Source organism: Cellulophaga algicola DSM 14237 (assembly GCF_000186265.1).
Classification (GTDB): Bacteria; Bacteroidota; Bacteroidia; order Flavobacteriales; family Flavobacteriaceae; genus Cellulophaga; species Cellulophaga algicola.
Map to the genome: position 1 here is coordinate 2,772,575 of NC_014934.1, position 20,534 is coordinate 2,793,108.

The 20,534-nt window shown below is 33.7% G+C and carries 16 protein-coding genes; 8 read left to right on the top strand and 8 right to left on the bottom strand.

Annotated elements, in window-relative coordinates; genetic code table 11:
* Positions 1–88: 88 nt before the first annotated feature.
* On the top strand, positions 89–1,390 hold the full coding sequence (gene rimO, locus CELAL_RS12090) for a 30S ribosomal protein S12 methylthiotransferase RimO (RefSeq protein WP_013551193.1): 1,302 nt from the start codon (positions 89–91) through the stop codon (positions 1,388–1,390).
* On the opposite strand, the gene CELAL_RS12095 is transcribed toward rimO, so the two are convergent.
* The 4 genes from CELAL_RS12095 to CELAL_RS12110 are packed head-to-tail and all read right to left on the bottom strand — an operon-like array spanning position 1,387 to position 6,520.
* Positions 1,387–2,619: a DUF3999 family protein gene (locus tag CELAL_RS12095; RefSeq protein WP_013551194.1), complete on the bottom strand. Its 1,233-nt coding sequence runs from the start codon at positions 2,617–2,619 to the stop codon at positions 1,387–1,389. The two genes, rimO and CELAL_RS12095, sit on opposite strands and share 4 nt — an antisense overlap.
* Positions 2,600–5,059, bottom strand: coding sequence for a DUF2339 domain-containing protein (locus CELAL_RS12100; RefSeq protein ID WP_013551195.1), 2,460 nt, complete (start codon positions 5,057–5,059; stop codon positions 2,600–2,602). The genes CELAL_RS12095 and CELAL_RS12100 overlap by 20 nt, the downstream gene beginning before the upstream one ends.
* A gap of 54 nt (positions 5,060–5,113) precedes the next feature.
* On the bottom strand, positions 5,114–6,220 hold the full coding sequence (locus CELAL_RS12105) for a serine hydrolase (RefSeq protein ID WP_240927967.1): 1,107 nt from the start codon (positions 6,218–6,220) through the stop codon (positions 5,114–5,116).
* A 57-nt stretch (positions 6,221–6,277) separates the two neighbouring features.
* Positions 6,278–6,520, bottom strand: a complete 243-nt coding sequence (locus CELAL_RS12110) for a hypothetical protein (protein ID WP_013551197.1) — start codon at positions 6,518–6,520, stop codon at positions 6,278–6,280.
* Positions 6,521–6,656: 136 nt separating this feature from the next.
* Between CELAL_RS12110 and CELAL_RS12115 the strand changes: the two genes are divergently transcribed.
* From CELAL_RS12115 to CELAL_RS12145, 7 genes are all read left to right on the top strand, one after another.
* Entirely contained in the window at positions 6,657–7,547 is an 891-nt protein-coding gene (locus CELAL_RS12115; RefSeq protein ID WP_013551198.1) for a peptidylprolyl isomerase, read from the top strand.
* Positions 7,534–8,991 (top strand): peptidylprolyl isomerase, encoded by a 1,458-nt coding sequence (locus tag CELAL_RS12120; RefSeq protein ID WP_013551199.1) that lies wholly within the window; start codon positions 7,534–7,536, stop codon positions 8,989–8,991. The genes CELAL_RS12115 and CELAL_RS12120 overlap by 14 nt, the downstream gene beginning before the upstream one ends.
* A 4-nt stretch (positions 8,992–8,995) precedes the next feature.
* On the top strand, positions 8,996–9,949 hold the full coding sequence (locus CELAL_RS12125; RefSeq protein WP_013551200.1) for an AAA family ATPase: 954 nt from the start codon (positions 8,996–8,998) through the stop codon (positions 9,947–9,949).
* A 203-nt stretch (positions 9,950–10,152) separates the two neighbouring features.
* A complete protein-coding gene (locus CELAL_RS12130; RefSeq protein ID WP_013551201.1) occupies positions 10,153–12,933 on the top strand; it encodes a bifunctional aconitate hydratase 2/2-methylisocitrate dehydratase in 2,781 nt (926 codons plus the stop codon).
* Positions 12,934–13,278: 345 nt separating this feature from the next.
* On the top strand, positions 13,279–15,552 hold the full coding sequence (locus tag CELAL_RS12135; RefSeq protein ID WP_013551203.1) for an aconitate hydratase: 2,274 nt from the start codon (positions 13,279–13,281) through the stop codon (positions 15,550–15,552).
* Positions 15,553–15,657: 105 nt separating this feature from the next.
* A complete protein-coding gene (locus CELAL_RS12140; RefSeq protein ID WP_013551204.1) occupies positions 15,658–16,218 on the top strand; it encodes a TlpA family protein disulfide reductase in 561 nt (186 codons plus the stop codon).
* Positions 16,218–16,781 carry a TlpA family protein disulfide reductase gene (locus tag CELAL_RS12145; protein ID WP_013551205.1) on the top strand — a complete coding sequence of 188 codons (564 nt, stop codon included), beginning with the start codon at positions 16,218–16,220 and terminating at the stop codon, positions 16,779–16,781. Before CELAL_RS12140 ends, CELAL_RS12145 begins: the two co-directional genes overlap by 1 nt.
* Before the next feature lie 4 nt (positions 16,782–16,785).
* Here CELAL_RS12145 and CELAL_RS12150 read toward each other — a convergent pair whose 3' ends face one another.
* Genes CELAL_RS12150 through CELAL_RS12165 form a run of 4 tightly spaced genes read right to left on the bottom strand, consistent with a single transcriptional unit; the run spans position 16,786 to position 20,460 of the window.
* Complete coding sequence (locus CELAL_RS12150; protein ID WP_013551206.1) at positions 16,786–17,235, bottom strand: sterol desaturase family protein; 450 nt, start codon at positions 17,233–17,235, stop codon at positions 16,786–16,788.
* A gap of 2 nt (positions 17,236–17,237) precedes the next feature.
* Positions 17,238–18,077, bottom strand: a complete 840-nt coding sequence (locus CELAL_RS12155) for a phytoene/squalene synthase family protein (protein WP_013551207.1) — start codon at positions 18,075–18,077, stop codon at positions 17,238–17,240.
* 4 nt (positions 18,078–18,081) lie between these two features.
* The gene (locus CELAL_RS12160) at positions 18,082–19,542 is read right to left on the bottom strand and encodes a phytoene desaturase family protein (RefSeq protein WP_013551208.1); all 1,461 of its coding nucleotides are present in this window, start codon (positions 19,540–19,542) and stop codon (positions 18,082–18,084) included.
* Positions 19,543–19,560: 18 nt separating this feature from the next.
* Positions 19,561–20,460 (bottom strand): MerR family transcriptional regulator, encoded by a 900-nt coding sequence (locus tag CELAL_RS12165; RefSeq protein WP_041557718.1) that lies wholly within the window; start codon positions 20,458–20,460, stop codon positions 19,561–19,563.
* Positions 20,461–20,534: the final 74 nt, after the last annotated feature.

Here is a 20,534-nt window from a genome sequence, read left to right on the forward strand (position 1 = left end):
AACGGTAATATAGTGCGGCATCAATAAAAATCAATATAAATAAGTCTGATCTTTTTCCTTGTTGTATTTTTGCACTTTAATTTAAGCTATGCGCACAAAAACACTTAAGAAGAATAAAATTAACGTCGTAACATTAGGTTGCTCTAAAAATGTGTACGATTCGGAAATTTTAATGGGACAACTAAAAGCCAATAAAAAAGACGTTGTACATGAAGGAGAAGGAAATATTGTAGTGATAAATACCTGTGGCTTTATTAAAAATGCCAAAGAAGAAAGCGTTAATACAATTTTAGAATTCGTACAAAAAAAAGAAGCTGGTATTGTAGATAAAGTTTTTGTTACGGGGTGTTTAAGTGAGCGTTATAAGCCAGACTTACAAAAGGAAATTCCGAATGTAGATGAATATTTTGGTACTACAGAGTTGCCTGGTTTATTAAAAGCATTAGGAGCAGATTATAAGCATGAATTAATAGGTGAGCGATTAACGACTACTCCTAAAAATTATGCCTATTTGAAAATTGCAGAAGGGTGTGATAGGCCTTGTTCTTTCTGTGCCATTCCTATTATGCGTGGAAAGCATAAAAGTACACCAATAGAAAATTTAGTTATCGAAGCTGAGAAATTAGCAGCAAACGGAGTTAAAGAATTAATTTTAATTGCTCAAGATTTAACGTATTATGGCTTAGATATTTATAAGAAAAGAAATCTTGCAGAGCTTCTTGAGGCACTAGTAAAGGTTGATGGTATTGAATGGATTCGTTTGCATTATGCATTTCCAACGGGCTTTCCTATGGATGTGTTGGCGTTGATGAAAAAAGAACCGAAAATTTGTAATTATTTAGATATTCCACTACAACATATTTCAGATGCTATTTTGAAAAGTATGCGTAGGGGAACTACAAAAGAAAAAACAACAAAGTTATTGTACGATTTTAGGGCTTTGGTTCCTGAAATGGCTATTAGAACTACTTTAATTGTTGGTTATCCGGGAGAAACAGAAGAAGATTTTCAGACCTTGAAAGCCTGGGTTGAAGAAATGCGTTTTGAACGTTTAGGATGTTTTACCTATAGCCATGAAGAAAATACACATGCCTATACTTTGGTAGACGATGTTCCTGAAGATGTAAAGCAAGAACGTGCTTCTCAAATTATGGAAATTCAATCCCAAATTTCTTGGGAGTTAAACCAAGAAAAAGTGGGACAGACACTTCGTTGTATTGTTGATAGAAAAGAAGGACCTCATTTTATTGGTAGAACCGAGTTTGATTCTCCAGACGTAGATAATGAAGTGCTTATTGATGCTTCTAAATTCTATTTAAAAGTGGGCGACTTTGTGAATATAAATATCACGGAAGCTGCAGATTTTGATTTGTACGGAGAACCTGTTTAGGTCTTTTTAATCATTTTAATAGTGTAGTATCCTATCAGAGAAATTATTAAAATCATAATAGCCCAAAGCCATTTTTTATCTTCGAATAAAGGTTTGGCTTCGGGCTCTTGTATTTTAGCTTCACTACTTAATTCTTTTCCTAATGCAGCAGTTTTTGCAGTTTTAGGAACTACTTTGTCCATTAAATTAATGTCATAAATTGGCTCAGAAGCTGTTGGGTTTCCGTAAGTCAAAAAGTATTGAGCAGGTTGGTTAAACCTAGCAATTAATTCATGCTTATACCCTTTTAATTGAATAGTACCAACCTTTAAAGCTTCGTTGTCTTGATTGCTAATGGTGATTTTTAGTTTTTTTACTCGAGTACTGATAAAATCAAATTCATTCTTATTAATAGAGCTCAATATACTAGAAGCTAAACTTCGGTATTCATAATGCCAGCCTTTAGTGGTTTTAATGCTATCGCTAACATAACTTATGTGAATTGGTCTTAAGTAATTTACATTATCCAGAATGTTCACTTTTATGTGACTTAGAGGTACTGCATTTTTTAGTTCTACAGTAACAACGCTTTCTTTTGTTTTCTGATTTTTTGTAATTTCTGTTTTTAACGGAACATATGTGTTGTATTCCGCTGGGATGGTATTGTTTTCGAAAATTTTAGCGCTTTTTAATTCAGGATCTTCTGATGTGTTTGCTGTTATTCTGTAGTAACTATAGGTAGAAGTTGGTATTTTAGCTGTAGTGAAATTAAAGCTAGTTATCCCATTCTCTATGGAAAGAATTCGGTAATCCTCTTTAATAGTATACCATTCCTTATCATTATGACCGCCTTCTACTTTAATAGTGAAATCAAAATTTAGTTGTTCAAAATTTAAATATATTTCATTTATTTTAGAATCATTATCTATTTTAAAAGTATAGAAATAGTTGTCTTCAGTATGGCTTTCGTTTATTAATTCAAAAGCCACATCATCAATTTTTTCGATACTCTTTGTTGCTTTCAAGGCATAAGGAGCTTCTATAGTATCCTTCTTCGTAATACCATAAATTCGAATATCAGCAAGATTCATTTTCGTCTTCCCGTATAGAGATTCAGGTAGTTCTATGCGCTGCCATTGCTCTGAAATATCCTTGATTTCTCGCTTGAATTGATATGTTTTCATTTGAGCAAAGAGGCCTGAACTCACTAAAAACAAGATAAATAAAAGTTTATAAGTCTTTTGGGTCATTTTCAATCTGTTTGGTGTATTTGTTATATAAAAATGAAATTAATAATAAAAGCAATCCTAATGAGACGAATACAATAGTTTTAGATATGGTATCTAGATCGGCTATATCGTAAAAGAAAAGTTTTACAAGTGTAAGTCCAAATAGGCTAATTCCACTGATACGAATGTGTTTTTTTCTTTTCCAGATACCGATAATTACCATGAATAAAGAGTAAGCTCCCCAGAGAATACTTAAATTCATTTTATATAATCCTGAAGCTCCTGCAAGATCCATCCAATGCAAAAGTTCACTGCTTAGTATCCATAGGGTAATAAAGTATAAGAATATTTGAAACATATTCTTAATTTTTAAATTCAAATAGTCTTGTTTGGTGTACCAGTAGACGGTGTATACTAGAAATGCTAAAAAGGCTAATGAAATATATCTTATATAGAGAAAGTAGCTGCCAATGTTGTAATGTTCACCCAGATATTGTGTAACGTAATTTTCTCTAAGTGTACTGATGATTAATAACCCTCCAATTAAGAATATAAATGTAAGGATGTTATTAATAACAAAGTTTGCAATGGCTAATGTTCTGTTTTTTATAAGCTTGATGTTTGCTACGGCCAAAATAGAAAAGAACAATAAGGAGTAATTTATAAGCCAAATACTTTTGAAATCTAATAAGTTGTAATTTCGTGTGCTGCTTAAATTACCGTCCTCGTTGGTGTAGTTTATAAATGAATCTAAGAACTGTTGCTCCCAGTACATATTTATTTCAAGGGAGAAGGCTAAATAGCAAATTAAAAGTAATCCTACAGGAATTAAGAATCCCATGATCTTATCCATTGCTTTTTTAGGCACTTCTAAATCTTGGAATTTCTGAGCTTTATTCAGCCAGGTAATAAATCCGAAAGCTGTAATAACGACTACAGAGCTTAAGAAATTACTATTAAAAATAGGGGCTATTTTTTCCTTAGAAGGGTGTAAATCATATATATGAGACCAATCTTCCAGGAGGCTTATAAATGCAATGACCATTAATATATAGGAAAGGTTTTTGTATACCGTAATTTTCTTCGTGGTAGCAAACCAGAAAAGCAGTGCGGCTTCAGCAGACCATAATATAGTAACCCAGCTGCCGTCTAGTTGAACCGGAATAGTTATCGTGATAAAAGTAAGTACTAGTGCCGCTATCAAGTAGAATAATTTTTTATCCACTAACTTCTTTTTGTAAACGATCACGGTTGGTATAAAGTGAATCACAGCATTGCCAAGGGTGAATAGTCCTAATAATTCTTTTCCAAACGTTTCATGCGAGTTCAGTAGATAATAGCCAATACCGTAAAAGAAAAATGAATTAATGAAAAGTAAAATGACATCTGTGGCTTGAAACTTTTCGTTTTTCAAGGTCTTGTAAGCTAAAAACATGCAATAGAAAAGTATGAAAAAGATACTCAAGAAAGTAAATGCAAATCTAAAATCTTCAACGTAATAATAGTCTTTTAAGATCCATCCTAGGTAAATTAACCAGGTAAAACTAAAGGATACATAGTACAATGATTTCCAATATTTTTTAAATGAAATTATAAGAATCCCAATATTGATAATGGTCATGTAGCTAAAAAGTGCAGTTACATTACCAGAATTATTACTTAGTAAAAATGGAATAGAATAAGCACCTACTAATCCTAAATGGGCAATCACTTGCTTGTCGTAATTTATGGCGGCGACCACTGTAAAAATGGTAAGGAGTGTCATTATGCCAAAAGCAAGGAGCTGCGGGAATAGTCCATAAAAATCATATCCCATGAAGGTGATGAAATACATCATGGTTATAGCTCCGCTAACCAATACGGCGCTAAAATTTAGGTACTTTTCTTTTAGTTTTAGACCAACTCCTAATATTCCAAAAGAAAGTAGGTAGCCTAAAATAATTCGTGTTAATGGGCTAATAAGATTGTTTTCAATACTATATTTTACGCCAATGATAACCCCAATAATGGTAATTAGGATTCCAACTTTATTAATTAAGTTTTCTCCAATAAATTTTTCTAAACTCGATTTTGTTTCTGGTATTCTTGAGGTGTTTGTACTAACTGTTTCGTTTTTAGTATCCTGGTTGGTAAATGTCTCTGCTTGCGCCTGGTCTGAAATTTTTTGGGCTACTTCCAGGTTTTGTTGCTTTTCTGTAGGAATGGCAATTTGCTCAGCTTGTATTTTTTCTACAGGTATGTCTGCAGGTGCTTTAACCTCATTTGTTATCGTTGGAGGTTCTGTTGCAGCGGTAGTCTCTTTTATAGTGCTGGTAAGAGGAGTTTCTGTAGATAGATCTTTTTTAAGTTGTTCTATTTCTCTATAAGCAGCCATTAGGTTTGTGGCAAAGTTTTCTTGCTTAGCCAAAAGGTCTTCAAGTTTTTGCTCTAGTAATTTTAGCTGGTCTTGTTGGTTGTTCATGTGTTTTGTATAAAAACTAGGGTGTAACCTAAGGATAACTCACCTTTGGAGTACTTATTGCTTTTTTTGTTGAAGTTCTTGGTCGTAGAGTTGTCTGCTTAGTTCTGCTAAAAAAGGAATTCCGACAGCCTCGTATTCGTAAGTGTTATCATTGAATGTTTGGTTCTTGTTTACTAAAATTGTAGCGGTAAGTAAAAATTCAATAGCGTTAGTGCTATCTTTTATATACGCGCAATCTGTGAGTGTCCCATAGGCATAGCCTACTTTATTGTAAATTTTAATTGTATTGGGTATTGGTTTTTGCTGGTCACCAAACATAAAAAACTTCACATAACTATCATAGTATTCCGTTTTGTCATACCCTGCTTCCCTTGGTAATGAACGCATAGCAGTGAGAAGGAAATCTCTTTGGGTAGTGCTTATATTAAATTGTTCTTCTTTTTTAAACTTCTCCGGAAATATTATTCGTTTCAATACCTCATGTTGTGCCTCAATAGGATAATAGTTTTTCAAACTAAAATCAAAAGGTTCATTTACGAATTCATCATCCTCGTTTATAAAGCTTTTTCCTTTTTTTATATGATGAAGGTCAAGAGGTTTTATTATTTCATTGCTTCGCCTCTCTCGTACGCGGGTTGTACTATCATTCATATAAATGATAATTGGCTTGGTGGTAATATTGTCAGCATTTTCTATAGACATCCGATGTGAGATACGAACATTTTTAATCCCTTTGTTATGTAATGACTGGTTAATGGTATCTTGACCTAAAAATTCAAACAATCTATTGTAAGCTTGGTTATCGCTAACCGCAAAAATTTTAGTTATTTCTTTGGCGACTGTTGTTTCAATAGTGTCTCCTTCTATATAAAATTTAGTATATAATGTTACATCAGGAATTTTATTAATTTCTTCTAATGCTAAAACAGCAATGGGTAACTTTACAGAACTTGCAGGGTAGAAGTAATCACTTTCATTAGTTTGAAAATTATAATCTGTAAAAAACACGTCATCATTTTCTCTGCGTATTCGCGTAAATTTTAATTGTACCTCGTGGAGTTTTATGCTGTCTACAACGTTTTTTATTTTAGTAGATGTTGCTTCTAACGCCGTTTCTATAGGATGTGTAATCACTATTTGAGGGGTTTCTTTACAGCTCATACTGAGAATTAAAAATATAAGAATGCCAATAGGTTTAGAAAGCATTGGTTTGCGTTTTTAGGGATTGTAAATTTCTCCTCGGTGTGGTTTTAGAGCATCTCTAACTTTTAACATTTCAGATTCTTCAACGACTAAAAAAGCTAAGCTATACATGTCATTTAAGTGTAATACATCTGTAATATTTAATTCCAGGTTTTCTGCGCTAATAAATTCTTTTAGGTGTATTACGTGGTGTTCAGCAGTTTTGGCAGCTGCGGGACCTCGAAAATCCCAAATCAATTTAATTTTTTTGGAGCTCATAGTGTAAAATTAATCAGGTTTTAAATTTATTGTATCCCTAAATTCAGTGATAATTCTAAAGGGAAAGTTAAAAGTACTTGAAATTTGTCAGAAATTAGGAACTTGCACAACATCCGTTATTTGTTATTTTTGCAAGATGCAGTTAGAAAACATTGTTTTAAATAAATTGGTACGCTTTGTATCCGTTTTTGCGCTTATTTCTTTATTCATTTCCTGTAGTTCAATTTGGAAGAAAAAAGAAGATAGGGAGCCGCTGGCACGCGTGGGTAACTCCTACTTATATAAAGATGATATTGTTGCTTTACTAAAAGATAATGTTTCTAAGGAGGATAGCGCATCTTTTGTTACGAATTATATTAATAATTGGGCTACCAAGCAGTTGCTATTATCTAAATCTAAAATAAATTTGCCCGAAGAGCAATTAAAAGAATTTAATGAGCTTATAGAGAATTATAAGACCGATTTGTATACCCGAGCTTATAAAGAAGCTTTAGTGAGTCAGACAGAAGATACTATTGTTACAGATGCTCAGCTTACTAGTTTTTACGAAAACGAAAAAGAGAACTTTATGTTGAAAGAGAAATTAGTTAAACTAAGGTTTATTGAGCTTTCTGCACAGTTTTTAGATAAAGAGCAAGTTGCGACACGTTTAGATCGTTTTAATGAGAAAGATATAAAGTTTTTAGATTCCATAGGGATACAATTTAAAAACTTAAATTTTAATGATTCTATATGGGTTAAAGCTTCTAGAATTGTCAATGAAATTCCGCCCTTAACCTTTGAAAATGAGGATGCATACTTAAAAAAATCACAATTTTTTGAATTACAGGATTCAATAGGGGTATATTTGGCGAAGGTTACAGATGTATTGAATACGAATGATACTGCTCCATTATCATTTGTAAAACCATCAATCAAGCAAATTTTATTAAACAGGAGACGGTTAGAATTAATTAGAAAGTTAGAAACCGAGATTATTGATGATGCAATTAAAGATAAAGAATTTGAAGTTTATGTTAAAGATTAAGAACACGATTACACTTTTAGTAGTACTTTTTGTTGGGATACTAAATGCACAAGAAGAAGTTATTGAAAGTGCTATAGAAGAAGGTGTAGAAAGCCCTACGGAAGAAGCAAAAGATGTTGCGGTTGTACCGATGATTTCAGACTCTGTAAATTCTTTTAAGAGGATTAAGATTGATGGTGTTGCTGCCGTAGTTGGTGATTATTTAATTTTAGAATCAGATATTGATAAAACTTTAATAGACCTGCGGAATCAAGGCGTGTCTGCTGATGATGTTTCGCGTTGTAGTTTGTTAGGGAAGTTAATGGAGGATCGTTTATATGCACACCAAGCAGTTCAAGATAGTATTTTGGTAGCTGATGATGAGGTGAATGCAACTAGTGATGCCCAAATTCAACAATTAGTAACTAGAGTTGGTTCTATGGAAAAAGTATTATCTTTTTACAAAAAAACCGATGAAGAAAGCTTTAGAGAGGAATTATACAAGATTAATAAACTTCGTATGCTTTCTGAGCGTATGCAACGTAAAATTGTAGAGGAGATAGAGATTACCCCAGAAGAAGTGCGTCAGTTTTTTAATAAAATACCTAAAGATCAGCGTCCAGTTTTTGGTTCAGAGTTAGAGATTGCACAAATTGTAAAAAAACCTGTTGCTCCAGAAGAAGAAAAACAAAAAGTAGTAGATCGTCTCAATAGAATTCGTGAAGATATTTTAGAGAAAGGATCAAGTTTTTCTATAAAAGCGATTTTAAATAGTGAGGATCCTGGATCTAAGCAGAATGGTGGTTATTATAAGATTGATAAGCAAACAGGATTTGTAAAGGAATTTAAAGATGTAGCTTTTAGCTTAAATGTAGGTGAAGTTTCTGAGCCTTTTGAAACTACATTTGGGTACCACATTATTACAGTAGAAAAGATTTTAGGGCAAGAACGTGAAATACGTCATATTTTGATGATTCCTAAAGTGCCGCAGCGTGCTTTAGATGCATCAAAGCAAGAGTTAGATTCTATTCGTAATCAAATTATAGAAGGTAAATATACCTTTGCAGAGGCGGCATTGAACTTCTCTGATCAGAAAGAAACAAAATTTGATGGAGGGCAGTTGCGTAACCCAGCAGATTACAGTGCTAGATTTGAGTTGACAAATATGGATCCTACATTTTACAATCAGATTCGTAACTTAAAAGATAATGAAATATCTCAGCCAATATTAGAAGACGATGCTCGTGAAGGTACTAGTTTTAAAATCATGAAAATTACAAACCGTCATGATGAGCATGAGGCAGATTTTTCTAAAGATTACCTAAAGATTCAAGAATTGGCGAAAACTCAGAAGCAAGCAGATGCTATTGCAAAATGGATGGCCGCGCATATTGATGAAACATATATAAGTGTAAATGAAACGAATGTAGGTTGTGATTTTGCAAATAACTGGATAAAAAAGTAATTACATGTCTGATGTTGCTGCAATAACTAATCTGGTAGAAAAGCATGTTGCTTTAAAAAAAGAAATTGCCAAAATTATTGTTGGGCAAACTGAGGTGGTAGAACAGATTTTGATATCTGTTTACACAGGAGGTCACTCGCTGTTGATAGGAGTGCCTGGTTTGGCAAAAACATTAATGGTAAATACCATTGCACAAACATTAGGTTTAGATTTTAAACGTATTCAATTTACTCCAGATTTAATGCCTAGTGATATTCTAGGGAGTGAAATTCTCGATCAGGATAGAAAGTTTAAATTTATCAAAGGCCCAATATTCTCTAATATTATTTTAGCCGATGAAATAAATAGAACCCCTCCAAAAACTCAAGCAGCGTTGCTAGAGGCTATGCAAGAGCGTTCTGTTACCATTGCGGGTGTCAATTATAAATTACCCGCGCCCTATTTTGTTTTAGCAACTCAAAATCCAATTGAGCAAGAAGGTACCTATCCTTTGCCAGAAGCGCAATTAGACCGTTTTATGTTTGCTATAGAGCTTAAATACCCATCTATAAGTGAGGAGATTGCTATTGTGAAAGCAACTACTTCAGATGTTAAAAACGAAATAAATGCACTATTAGGTGCAGAAGAGATTATAGCGATACAACAATTAGTTAGAAGAATTCCGGTTCCAGATAATGTGGTAGATTACGCTGTAAAATTAGTAAATAGTACACGTGCTAACCTAGAAGGTGCTTCAGATTTTGTAAAGCAATATATTGATTGGGGAGCTGGTCCAAGAGCTTCTCAAAATTTAATTTTAGGAGCAAAGGCGCATGCTGCAATTAAAGGGAAATATTCTCCTGATATCGAAGATGTAAAAGCAGTTGCTTTAGGAATATTAAGACATCGAATTATAAAAAACTACAAGGCAGAAGCGGAAGGTATATCAGAAGATGCCATTATTCGTGAATTACTGTAGAAATCTCCTTTACTTCAAACGTTTTCGTAAGGAATATTTTATAAATAACTACCAAAAAATGTAGTATTCGTTTTTTTGGATGCCCTTTTTAGAAATTTTCTTAAAATCAATCGAATCAATTCATAAATCTTTTATTTAGCCTGAAGATTTTAGTAATTTTGAAAGATTGCAACAACGTTAAAAAACGTAGATTTTCTAAATATATGAGCATTTATAAAGATTACCTTAAACAGATCGAAGAACGAAAAGATCAGGGACTTCATCCACAGCCAGTTGATGGTGCAGAATTACTAAGCCAAATCATTGCGCAGATTAAAGAATTAGATAACGAGTACAGAGAAGACTCTCTTAACTTTTTTATCTATAATGTTTTGCCAGGAACGACTAGTGCTGCTTTTGTAAAAGCTAAATTCTTAAAAGAAATTATTTTAGGTGAATCTATAGTTAAAGAAATTACCCCTGCTTTTGCTTTTGAGCAATTATCGCATATGAAAGGTGGGCCTTCTATTGAGGTGTTGTTAGATTTGGCATTAGGTAATGATGTGGCTATAGCTAAAGAAGCTGCTGTTGTGTTAAAGACACAAGTTTTTCTTTATGAAGCTGATATGGATCGTTTAGAAAGCGCATTCAAAAGTGGTAACGAAATAGCTAAAGAAATTATAGAAAGTTATGCTAAAGCAGAATTCTTCACCAAACTTCCTGAGATAGATGAAGAAATTGAAATCGTAACGTTTGTTGCTGGTATTGGGGATATTTCCACGGATTTACTATCTCCAGGGGGTGACGCACATTCAAGATCCGATAGAGAATTACATGGTCAATGTCTATTTGAGCACAATAAAGAACAACAAAATGAATTAATAGCTTTGCAAAAACAGCACCCGGACAAGAGGGTGATGTTAATTGCAGAGAAAGGTACAATGGGAGTTGGTTCTTCTAGAATGTCGGGTGTAAATAACGTGGCATTATGGACAGGTATAAAATCGAGTCCTTATGTTCCATTTATTAACATAGCTCCAATTATTGCAGGTACAAACGGTATTTCTCCAATTTTTCTAACAACAGTTAGTGTTACTGGTGGTATAGGGATCGATCTTCAAAACTGGGTAAAAAAGCAAGATGCCGATGGTAATACGATCCGTAATGAAGCTGGGGAACCTGTTTTAGAAGAAGCTTATTCTGTTGCTACAGGAACTGTCCTTACGGTGAATACAAAAGAGAAGAAGCTTTATAATGGCGATAAGGAATTAATGGACATTTCAGCATCATTAACGCCTCAGAAAGTAGAGTTTATTAAGGCTCGTGGCTCTTACGCTATTGTGTTTGGTAAAAAGCTTCAGGCATTTGCAGCGAAGGTTTTAGGTATTGAGTTAGTCTCTGTTTATGCAAACTCAAAAGAAGTTTCTAATGAGGGACAAGGGCTTACAGCTGTAGAAAAAATATTTAATAAAAATGCCGTTGGTACCACGCCAGGCAAGACATTGCATGCAGGTTCTTATGTTCGTGTAGAAGTAAATATTATTGGTTCTCAAGATACAACAGGACTAATGACCTCTCAAGAATTAGAGATGATGGCAGCAACAATTATCTCACCAATTGTAGATGGTGCATATCAATCTGGTTGTCATACAGCATCAGTATGGGATAATAAATCCAAGGCAAATATTCCTAGACTTATGAAGTTTATGAATGATTTTGGTTTAATTACCGCTAGAGATCCTGAAAACAAATATAAGCCAATGACCGATGTGATTCATAAGGTTCTTAACGACCTTACTGTTGATGATTGGGCGATTATTATCGGAGGAGATTCTCATACAAGAATGTCTAAAGGGGTTGCTTTTGGTGCAGATTCAGGAACAGTTGCCCTTGCCCTTGCTACAGGTGAGGCGTCAATGCCAATTCCAGAGTCAGTAAAGGTTACCTTTAAAGGGGAAATGAATCCTTATATGGATTTCCGTGATGTGGTACATGCCACTCAATCTCAAATGCTAAAGACTTTTGGTGGAGATAATGTATTCCAAGGAAAAATTATTGAAGTACATATAGGAACACTTACGGCAGATCAAGCCTTTACATTTACAGACTGGACAGCAGAAATGAAAGCAAAAGCTTCTATCTGTATTTCTGAAGATGCTACTTTAATTGAATCTTTAGAGATTGCAAAGGGTAGAATCCAGATCATGATTGATAAAGGAATGGACAATAAATTGAGCGTTCTTAAAGGACTGATTGCTATTGCTGATAAAAGAATTGCTGAGATTAAATCAGGAGAGAAGCCAGCTTTAACTCCAGATGCAAATGCAAAATATGCTGCGGAAGTTATTGTTGATCTTGATTTGATTGAAGAGCCAATGATTGCAGATCCAGATGTTAATAATGCAGATGTATCTAAGCGATACACGCATGATATCATTAGACAACTTTCGTATTACGGAGGAACTAAACAAGTAGATCTTGGTTTTGTGGGCTCTTGTATGGTGCACAAAGGTGATATGAAAATTTTAGCTCAAATGCTTAAGAATGTAGAAGAGCAATATGGTAAGGTAGAGTTTAAAGCACCTCTTGTAGTTGCGCCTCCTACGTATAATATTGTAGATGAATTGAAGGCAGAAGGTGATTGGGAAGTTCTTGTGAAATATTCTGGTTTTGAATTTGATGATAATGCACCTAAAGCAGTAGCGCGTACTGGGTATGAAAACATGTTATATCTAGAGCGTCCAGGGTGTAACCTTTGTATGGGGAACCAAGAAAAAGCAGAACCGGGTGATACCGTAATGGCAACTTCAACTCGTTTATTTCAAGGAAGAGTTGTAAAAGATTCTGGAGAGAAAAAAGGAGAATCATTACTTTCATCAACACCAGTTGTTGTGTTGTCTACAATTTTAGGTAGAACGCCTACTATGGATGAGTACAAAGCTGCAGTGAAAGGCATTAACCTTACGCAGTTTACACCACCACATAAACTATTAGTTAGAGCATAAAAGAGTGCTTAACTTATACTAGAAAAGCCTGAGTCTACGACTCAGGCTTTTTTTTTATAAATTATTTTAAAGATTTAATTTGTTTTAAGAATAGTGCAAATTAATTTTTAAAATATATAGCCGATAATTTCTTTTTTTAAATGGACATCATGCAGGCTTTAATTTTAGATAAATCGCCTAGATTTCTTAATTTAGAACAAAGAATTGCTGTATCACAATTAAAAAATATAATCAATAGAAAAAATTCTTTTTTATAATCATTCTATATTTCGTTTACCTTTCGTAGTCATTCTATATTTTGTATCTTGTAGTACTTAAAATAATACTAAAAAATATATAAATCTTATGGCATTTGATATAGATATGATAAAAGAGGTATATTCCAATATGTCTGATCGTGTTAGTAAAGCACGTAAATTAGTTGGAAAACCACTGACACTTTCTGAGAAAATTTTATATTCCCACCTTTGGGAAGGAACAGCTTCTAAAGCTTTTGTTAGAGGAAAAGACTATGTAGATTTTGCACCTGATCGTATTGCTTGTCAAGATGCTACGGCACAAATGGCGTTATTACAGTTTATGCAAGCTGGTAAACCTAAAGTTGCCGTACCAACTACAGTACATTGTGATCACTTAATTCAGGCTAAAAATGGTGCTACTGCAGATTTAAAATCAGCGAACAACACAAGTGCTGAGGTTTTTAACTTTTTAGAATCTGTTTCTAATAAATATGGTATTGGTTTCTGGAAACCAGGAGCAGGTATTATTCACCAAGTGGTATTAGAAAATTATGCATTCCCCGGGGGTATGATGATCGGTACTGACTCTCACACCGTAAACGCTGGTGGTTTAGGAATGGTCGCTATTGGAGTAGGTGGTGCTGATGCTGTAGATGTTATGGCGGGAATGGCATGGGAACTTAAATTTCCGAAATTAATTGGTGTAAAGTTAACAGGAACAATTTCTGGTTGGACAGCACCTAAAGATGTAATACTTAAAGTTGCCGAAATTCTAACTGTAAAAGGTGGAACAGGGGCTATAGTAGAATATTTTGGTTCGGGTGCGTTATCATTATCATGTACAGGAAAAGGTACTATCTGTAATATGGGTGCTGAAATAGGAGCTACAACTTCTACCTTTGGTTACGATGATTCTATGGAACGTTATTTGAGAGCAACAGATAGAGCAGATATTGCGGATGCTGCAAACGAGGTTAGAGCGCATTTAACAGCAGATGCTGAGGTGTATGAAAATCCAGAACAATATTTTGATGAAGTTATTGAAATTAACCTATCAGAATTAACACCATTATTAAATGGTCCTTTTACGCCAGATTTATCTACTAAAGTTGGTGCAGATATGACGGAAAAGGCAACTAAAAATGATTGGCCATTAACTGTGGAGTGGGGATTAATTGGTTCTTGTACCAACTCTTCTTATGAAGATTTATCAAGAGCTTCATCTATTGCACAGCAGGCTATTGATAAAGGTTTAAAAATGAAATCAGAATTGGGGATTAATCCTGGTTCTGAACAAGTACGATATACAGCAGACCGTGATGGTATTCTTGGGATATTCGAGAAATTGGATGCTAAGATATTCACGAACGCTTGTGGTCCTTGTATAGGGCAATGGGCAAGATATAGTGATCCAAAAAATGCACCAAAGAACAGTATCGTACATTCTTTTAATAGAAACTTTGCGAAACGTGCGGATGGTAATCCTAATACACACGCTTTTGTAGCTTCTCCAGAAATTACAGCAGCGATTGCTATTGCAGGTAGATTAGACTTTAATCCAATGACGGATAAGTTAATCAACGAGAATGGTGAAGAAGTAATGTTTGACGAGCCAACAGGATGGGAATTACCTCCTAAAGGTTTTGCAGTAGAAGATGCAGGGTACTTAGCTCCAGATAAAGATGGTTCTGGCGTTAGTGTTAAAGTGGCTACAGATTCTGAAAGATTACAGTTGTTAGAGCCATTTACTCCTATAAAAGACGAAAGCCTGATGGGTGTTAAATTGCTAATCAAAGCTTTTGGTAAATGTACAACGGATCATATTTCAATGGCTGGTCCTTGGTTACGTTTCCGTGGGCATTTAGATAATATATCAAACAATTGTTTAATTGGAGCGGTAAATGCTTTTGGTCAGAAAACAAATTTTGTAAAGAACCAATTAACGGGAGAATTTGGTGGTGTTCCTGATACGGCACGTGCCTATAAAGCTGCAGGTGTTAGAAGTATTGTTGTTGGAGATCACAACTACGGAGAAGGTTCTTCTCGTGAACATGCTGCAATGGAGCCTAGACATTTAGGTGTTGCTGCAGTTTTAGTAAAGTCGTTTGCGCGTATTCATGAAACAAACCTTAAAAAACAAGGAATGTTAGGCTTAACTTTCGCTAAAGAAAGTGATTATGACCTAATACAGGAAGACGATACATTCAATTTTATTGATATCGCAGAATTTGCTCCTGATAAGCAATTAACAATTGAGGTAGTTCATGCGGATGGAAGTAAAGATGTCATTAAAGTAGATCATACGTATAACCAGCCTCAAATAGACTGGTATAGAGAAGGTTCTGCTTTAAATGTGATCAAAAAAGAGAATGCTGCCTAGTGAAAACAGAGTATTAAATTTAAGTTAAAAATTAATTAATATTAATTGAACAAAACTCCTGATATTTATCAGGAGTTTTTTAGTTTTGAGGAAACGTAAATACGTATGAAAATTAACAAGAAAACAGTATTAAATATTTTATTGTTTGCATTTATTCTTTCATTTTTTGTTACTCCTTTAGGTGATTATAGTAAGGTACTATTAAACAAAATTTTCTCGTTTAGCCCCTCAGTTACAGAGGAATCCGATAGAAATAAGATTACAGATTATGATTGGACATTGAAAGATGAAAATTGGAATTTCTTCAATTTTAAAAAATCAAAAGGAAAAGTAGTATTCGTAAATTTCTTTGCATCATGGGTGCTTCCTTGCGAAGCAGAACTGCAAAGTATTCAAACATTGTATGATAAATATGAAGGCCAAGTAGATTTTTATGTTATTTCTGACGAAGAAAGAGCACCTGTCGAAGCTTTTATGGCAGAACAAAATCTAAGCTTTCCTGTTACTTATTTATTCATAGGAGAGAAAATGCCTTTAACGGATGTTAAGGCACCAACTTCTTATTTAATAGATAAAGAGGGTAATATTGTAATTCATAAAGAAGGAATCGCTGATTGGGATAACTCTAAGATTTATGATCTAATAGACAGACTTTTAGCTAAGTAATGAAACTTACTAAGGATAAAATTATTAACCTTGCCGTACTTATTGCGGCAGGTATTATTTTATTTACACCCTTGGGATTTCCTGTAAAAGTATTTGTGAATAAGCTTATTTCTTTTGCGCCTACCGAAGTTAGTAAAGACGAGCAGTTAAAGCTTACTGATTACAACTGGAAGATAATTTCATCTGATCAACAATCTTTAAATTTTGAGCAGTACAAAAACAGTGTAATTGTCATAAATTTTTGGGCAACATGGTGTCCTCCATGCGTTGCTGAAATGCCTAGTTTTCAAGATTTATATGATGATTATGGAACTAAGGTGGTATTCCTTTTTGTTACCAATGAAGAGGTGCCTGTAGTAGATGCCTTTATGAAAAAGAAAGGCTATACGTTACCTGTTTATTATCCTCAAAATACGACCCCATCCATATTGAAATCTTCTGCAATACCTGCAACATTCGTGATTAGTAACACAGGAGAGATTGCAATAGATAAAACGGGTGCTGCTGATTGGAATAGTGAAAGCATTAGAGCATTATTAGATCGTTTATTGGAGCTAAAGTAAAGCGTTACTTTTTAAAATACTTAAACGGAACAAATAACATTCCGAAACACTCCCCATCTTCTTTTCCGGTATGTTTGTGGTGCATTTTATGTGCTCTACGTACCCCTTTTGCATATCTATTATTGGCGTTTCTAAACACTTTAAATCGTTGATGGATAAAGATATCGTGGACTAAGAAATAAGCTGCTCCATAGGCCATAATGCCTAAACCTATAGGCAAGCCATACCAGAACCATGTTTTTACTCCGGCTAAAATAAAAGACATACTGACTACTGCATAAATTATAAAAAATGCATCATTACGTTCAAACCAGGAATCGTGGTCTTTATGATGATGGTCACTATGTAATACCCATAAGAAACCATGCATGATATATTTGTGACTAAACCAAGCCATAAATTCCATAAAGGCAAAAGTGCTAATAAATATAAATATCCAGATAAGCGTATTCATTTTTAAACTAAATTAAGTTTGTAATTTACGTATGATTTTGCAAGCAGTCCAAACTTTTCATAATTAGGAACTCTAATTCTTGCATTTTGTATTTCTAGAGGCGGTGTCCTTTGTAGTTTGGTTAAGAGTCTTGAGTAGTACTTATAAGCGGTATAGACTCCAAATTTGGCAGTGTGAGGCAACCTTTCAATGCCTTCGTAACCTAATTGGAAATCGGCTTTTATTTCGTCTACAATCCTTTTTTTGGACACTTCATCCAGCTGTTTTAGATTTGTATTTGGGAAATAGGTTCTATTTAAACCTTCAAAATCATCTTTTAGATCTCGTAAAAAGTTTACTTTTTGAAAAGCAGAACCTAGTGCCATAGCAGAAATTTTTAAGCTTTCGTAGCTTTCTTCATTTCCTTGTACAAAAACCTTTAAGCACATTAGCCCAACTACATCCGCAGAGCCGTATATGTATTCCTTGTATTCCGCATCTGTTTTATAAACCGTTTTGTAAAGATCCATTCGCATACTTTTCATAAAAGAAGCTACCAAATGATATGGAATATTATAAGTGTGATAGGTATGTTGAAAAGAATTCAAAATAGGATTAAGGCTTATTTTGTGTTCTATCGCATCTTTTAAGTCATTTTCAAACTTATCAAAAAGCAATTTTTTATCATAGTCGTGAAAAGTGTCTACAATTTCATCTGCAAAACGAACAAATCCATAAATGTTATAGATATCTCCACGAATAGACGTGTGTAGCATTTTTGTTGCTAATGAGAATGATGTGCTATATGATTCTGTCACCGTCTTGCTGCAGCTATAAGAAACTTGGTCGAAAATACTTTTCATAGTTTTAGTTATTTGATTTGGTAATCAATTCAGACACTAATTTCCCCGAAATTAATGCTGGCGGAACTCCTGGTCCTGGAACGGTAAGCTGGCCGGTAAAAAATAAATTTTTCACTTTTTTGCTTTTGAGATTGGGTCTTAAAAATGCGGTTTGAGTTAATGTATTAGCTAAACCATAAGCATTCCCTTTATAAGAATTGTATTCTTCAATGAAGTCATTCACACAAAAGGACTCCTTAAATATAATATTGTTTTTTATTTTTTGATTGGTTTTTTCTTCAAATCTTTCCATAATTAAATTAAAATATTCTTCTCTAACTTCTTCAGTATCTTTTAAATCTGGAGCAATGGGAATTAAGAAAAACCCTGTTTCATTACCTTCGGGAGCCATACTTTTATCTGTCACTGACGGAAAATTGGCATAGAATAGTGGGTTTTTAGGCCATTTAGGTTCGTCATAAATTTCTTCAGCGTGCAATTCAAAGTCCGTATCAAAAAATAGGTTATGATGTTCTACGTTTTCTATTCGTTTATCAAAGCCAACATAAAATAATAATGAGGATGGGGCAAATGTCTTTTTACTCCAGTAAGTTTCTGTAAACTGCCTGTCTTCTTTATTTAGTAAAGTTTCAGAATGGTGGTAGTCTGCACCGCTAAGTACAAAATCTGCTAAATGTGTTTCTCCGTTGGCAATTATCCCAATTGCTTTTTTATCCGCAACAAGTATCTTAGAAGCAGGGCTATTGGTATTTATTTTAACCCCCAATTCTTTAATCAGACTTTCCATGGCTAAGATAATTTCATACATGCCCCCTTTTGGGTGCCATGTTCCTAAACCAAAATCAGCAAAATTCATAAAGCTGTAAAATGAAGGTGTTTTACTTGGTTTTGCCCCTAAAAAAAGAACAGGAAACTCTAAGGTTGAGATTAATTTTTTGTTTTTGAATCTTTTTCGAACTTCAGAGCTTATCGTTTTAAAAAACTGATCAACTCTGGTTATGGTTTCAGGAGTAATTAATTCTAATGGGGATAGTCCTGGACGTAAAACAATTTTATTAATGGCGATATCATAATTTTCCTGAGCTATGGCTATAAATTTTCTAAGTTGAATAGCACTACCTTTTTCTATTCGTTCAAATTCTTCACAAATTTTATTCATGCAATCGCCAATCGTGATTACATCGTCGGAGAAAAATATTTTATAGGCAGGATTAAGTTTATCTAGCTGATAATAATCAGAAGTTTTCTTTCCGAATTCTGCAAAAAAATTATCAAATATATCTGGCATCCAATACCAGCTTGGTCCCATATCAAATGTGAATCCGTCTTTTTTTAGTTGGCGTGCACGCCCACCTACGGTACTATTTTTTTCAAAAATAGTAACATCAAAACCATCTTTAGCTAAATAAGCTGCAGCTGATAATGAAGAAAATCCAGAACCAATAATTATCACCTTTTTTTTCATGTACTTCTTAAAAAAATATTACAATTCACTAACTAATTTTTCTATAGATTTAAATTTCTTCATGTTTTTAGGGAGCATATCTCCTTGTATGTGTTGCACTTGATGTCCTAAAACCCAAAATTTATAATTGGTATCAGCGCCTAATTCGGTATGAAAGTTCTCTATATACTTACGTAGTTTTCCCTTATTGGGTTCTACCGTGAAATAGGATAGAAAATAGATGTTTTCACAATAACCAAGCAAATCTTTTAGGCACTCAATAGGTACGGTCTGCCCTAAATAGATTGTCTTGTAGCCTTTTAACGTTATTTCATAATTTAAATAGAGTAAGCCAATATCATGAATTTCGTTATCAGGTAAGAAAAGAACAAACGTTTTGTCTGTCTTGCTAGGTTTGTTAACTAGTAGTTTTTCTGTATTTAAAATAATTTTTTGTTTGATAAGATTGGTTATGAAATGTTCGTGAGATGGACTCACGGCATTGTTTTGCCAAAGTAATCCTAACTCACTTAAGAGCGGTATAAATGCTTCGTAAAAGACCTCTTTAAAACTACTTTCTTTTAATAAGTTATTGTAGGTGGTATAAAACAAGTTAGAGTCAAAATTGACCATCGCTATTTTGAAGGAATTTATAGCATGGTTTTTAATAGTTTTTTTTTCAATAACTTCTTGAACAAAATTTGGGATCTCAGTGTCTGGAATTTGAGCGATTTTAGAAATTTTATGTCCGTTATTATAGAGCAAGGTGATATTTAATAGCTTTTGTAGACTTTTTAAGCTATAATTTCTAATGTTTGTTGTTGTTCTTTCTGGCTCTAATAAGTTATACCTCTTTTCCCAAATACGAATCGTATGGGCTTTTATTCCAGATAAATTTTCCAAATCTCTAATACTAAAGTATTTTTTCATGTTGTTCATTTATTTTGAAAAAAGGTTAAACAAATTTAATCTTTTTAATGATTGAAATGATTTTTTTTAGTCCTTTTTTAAAA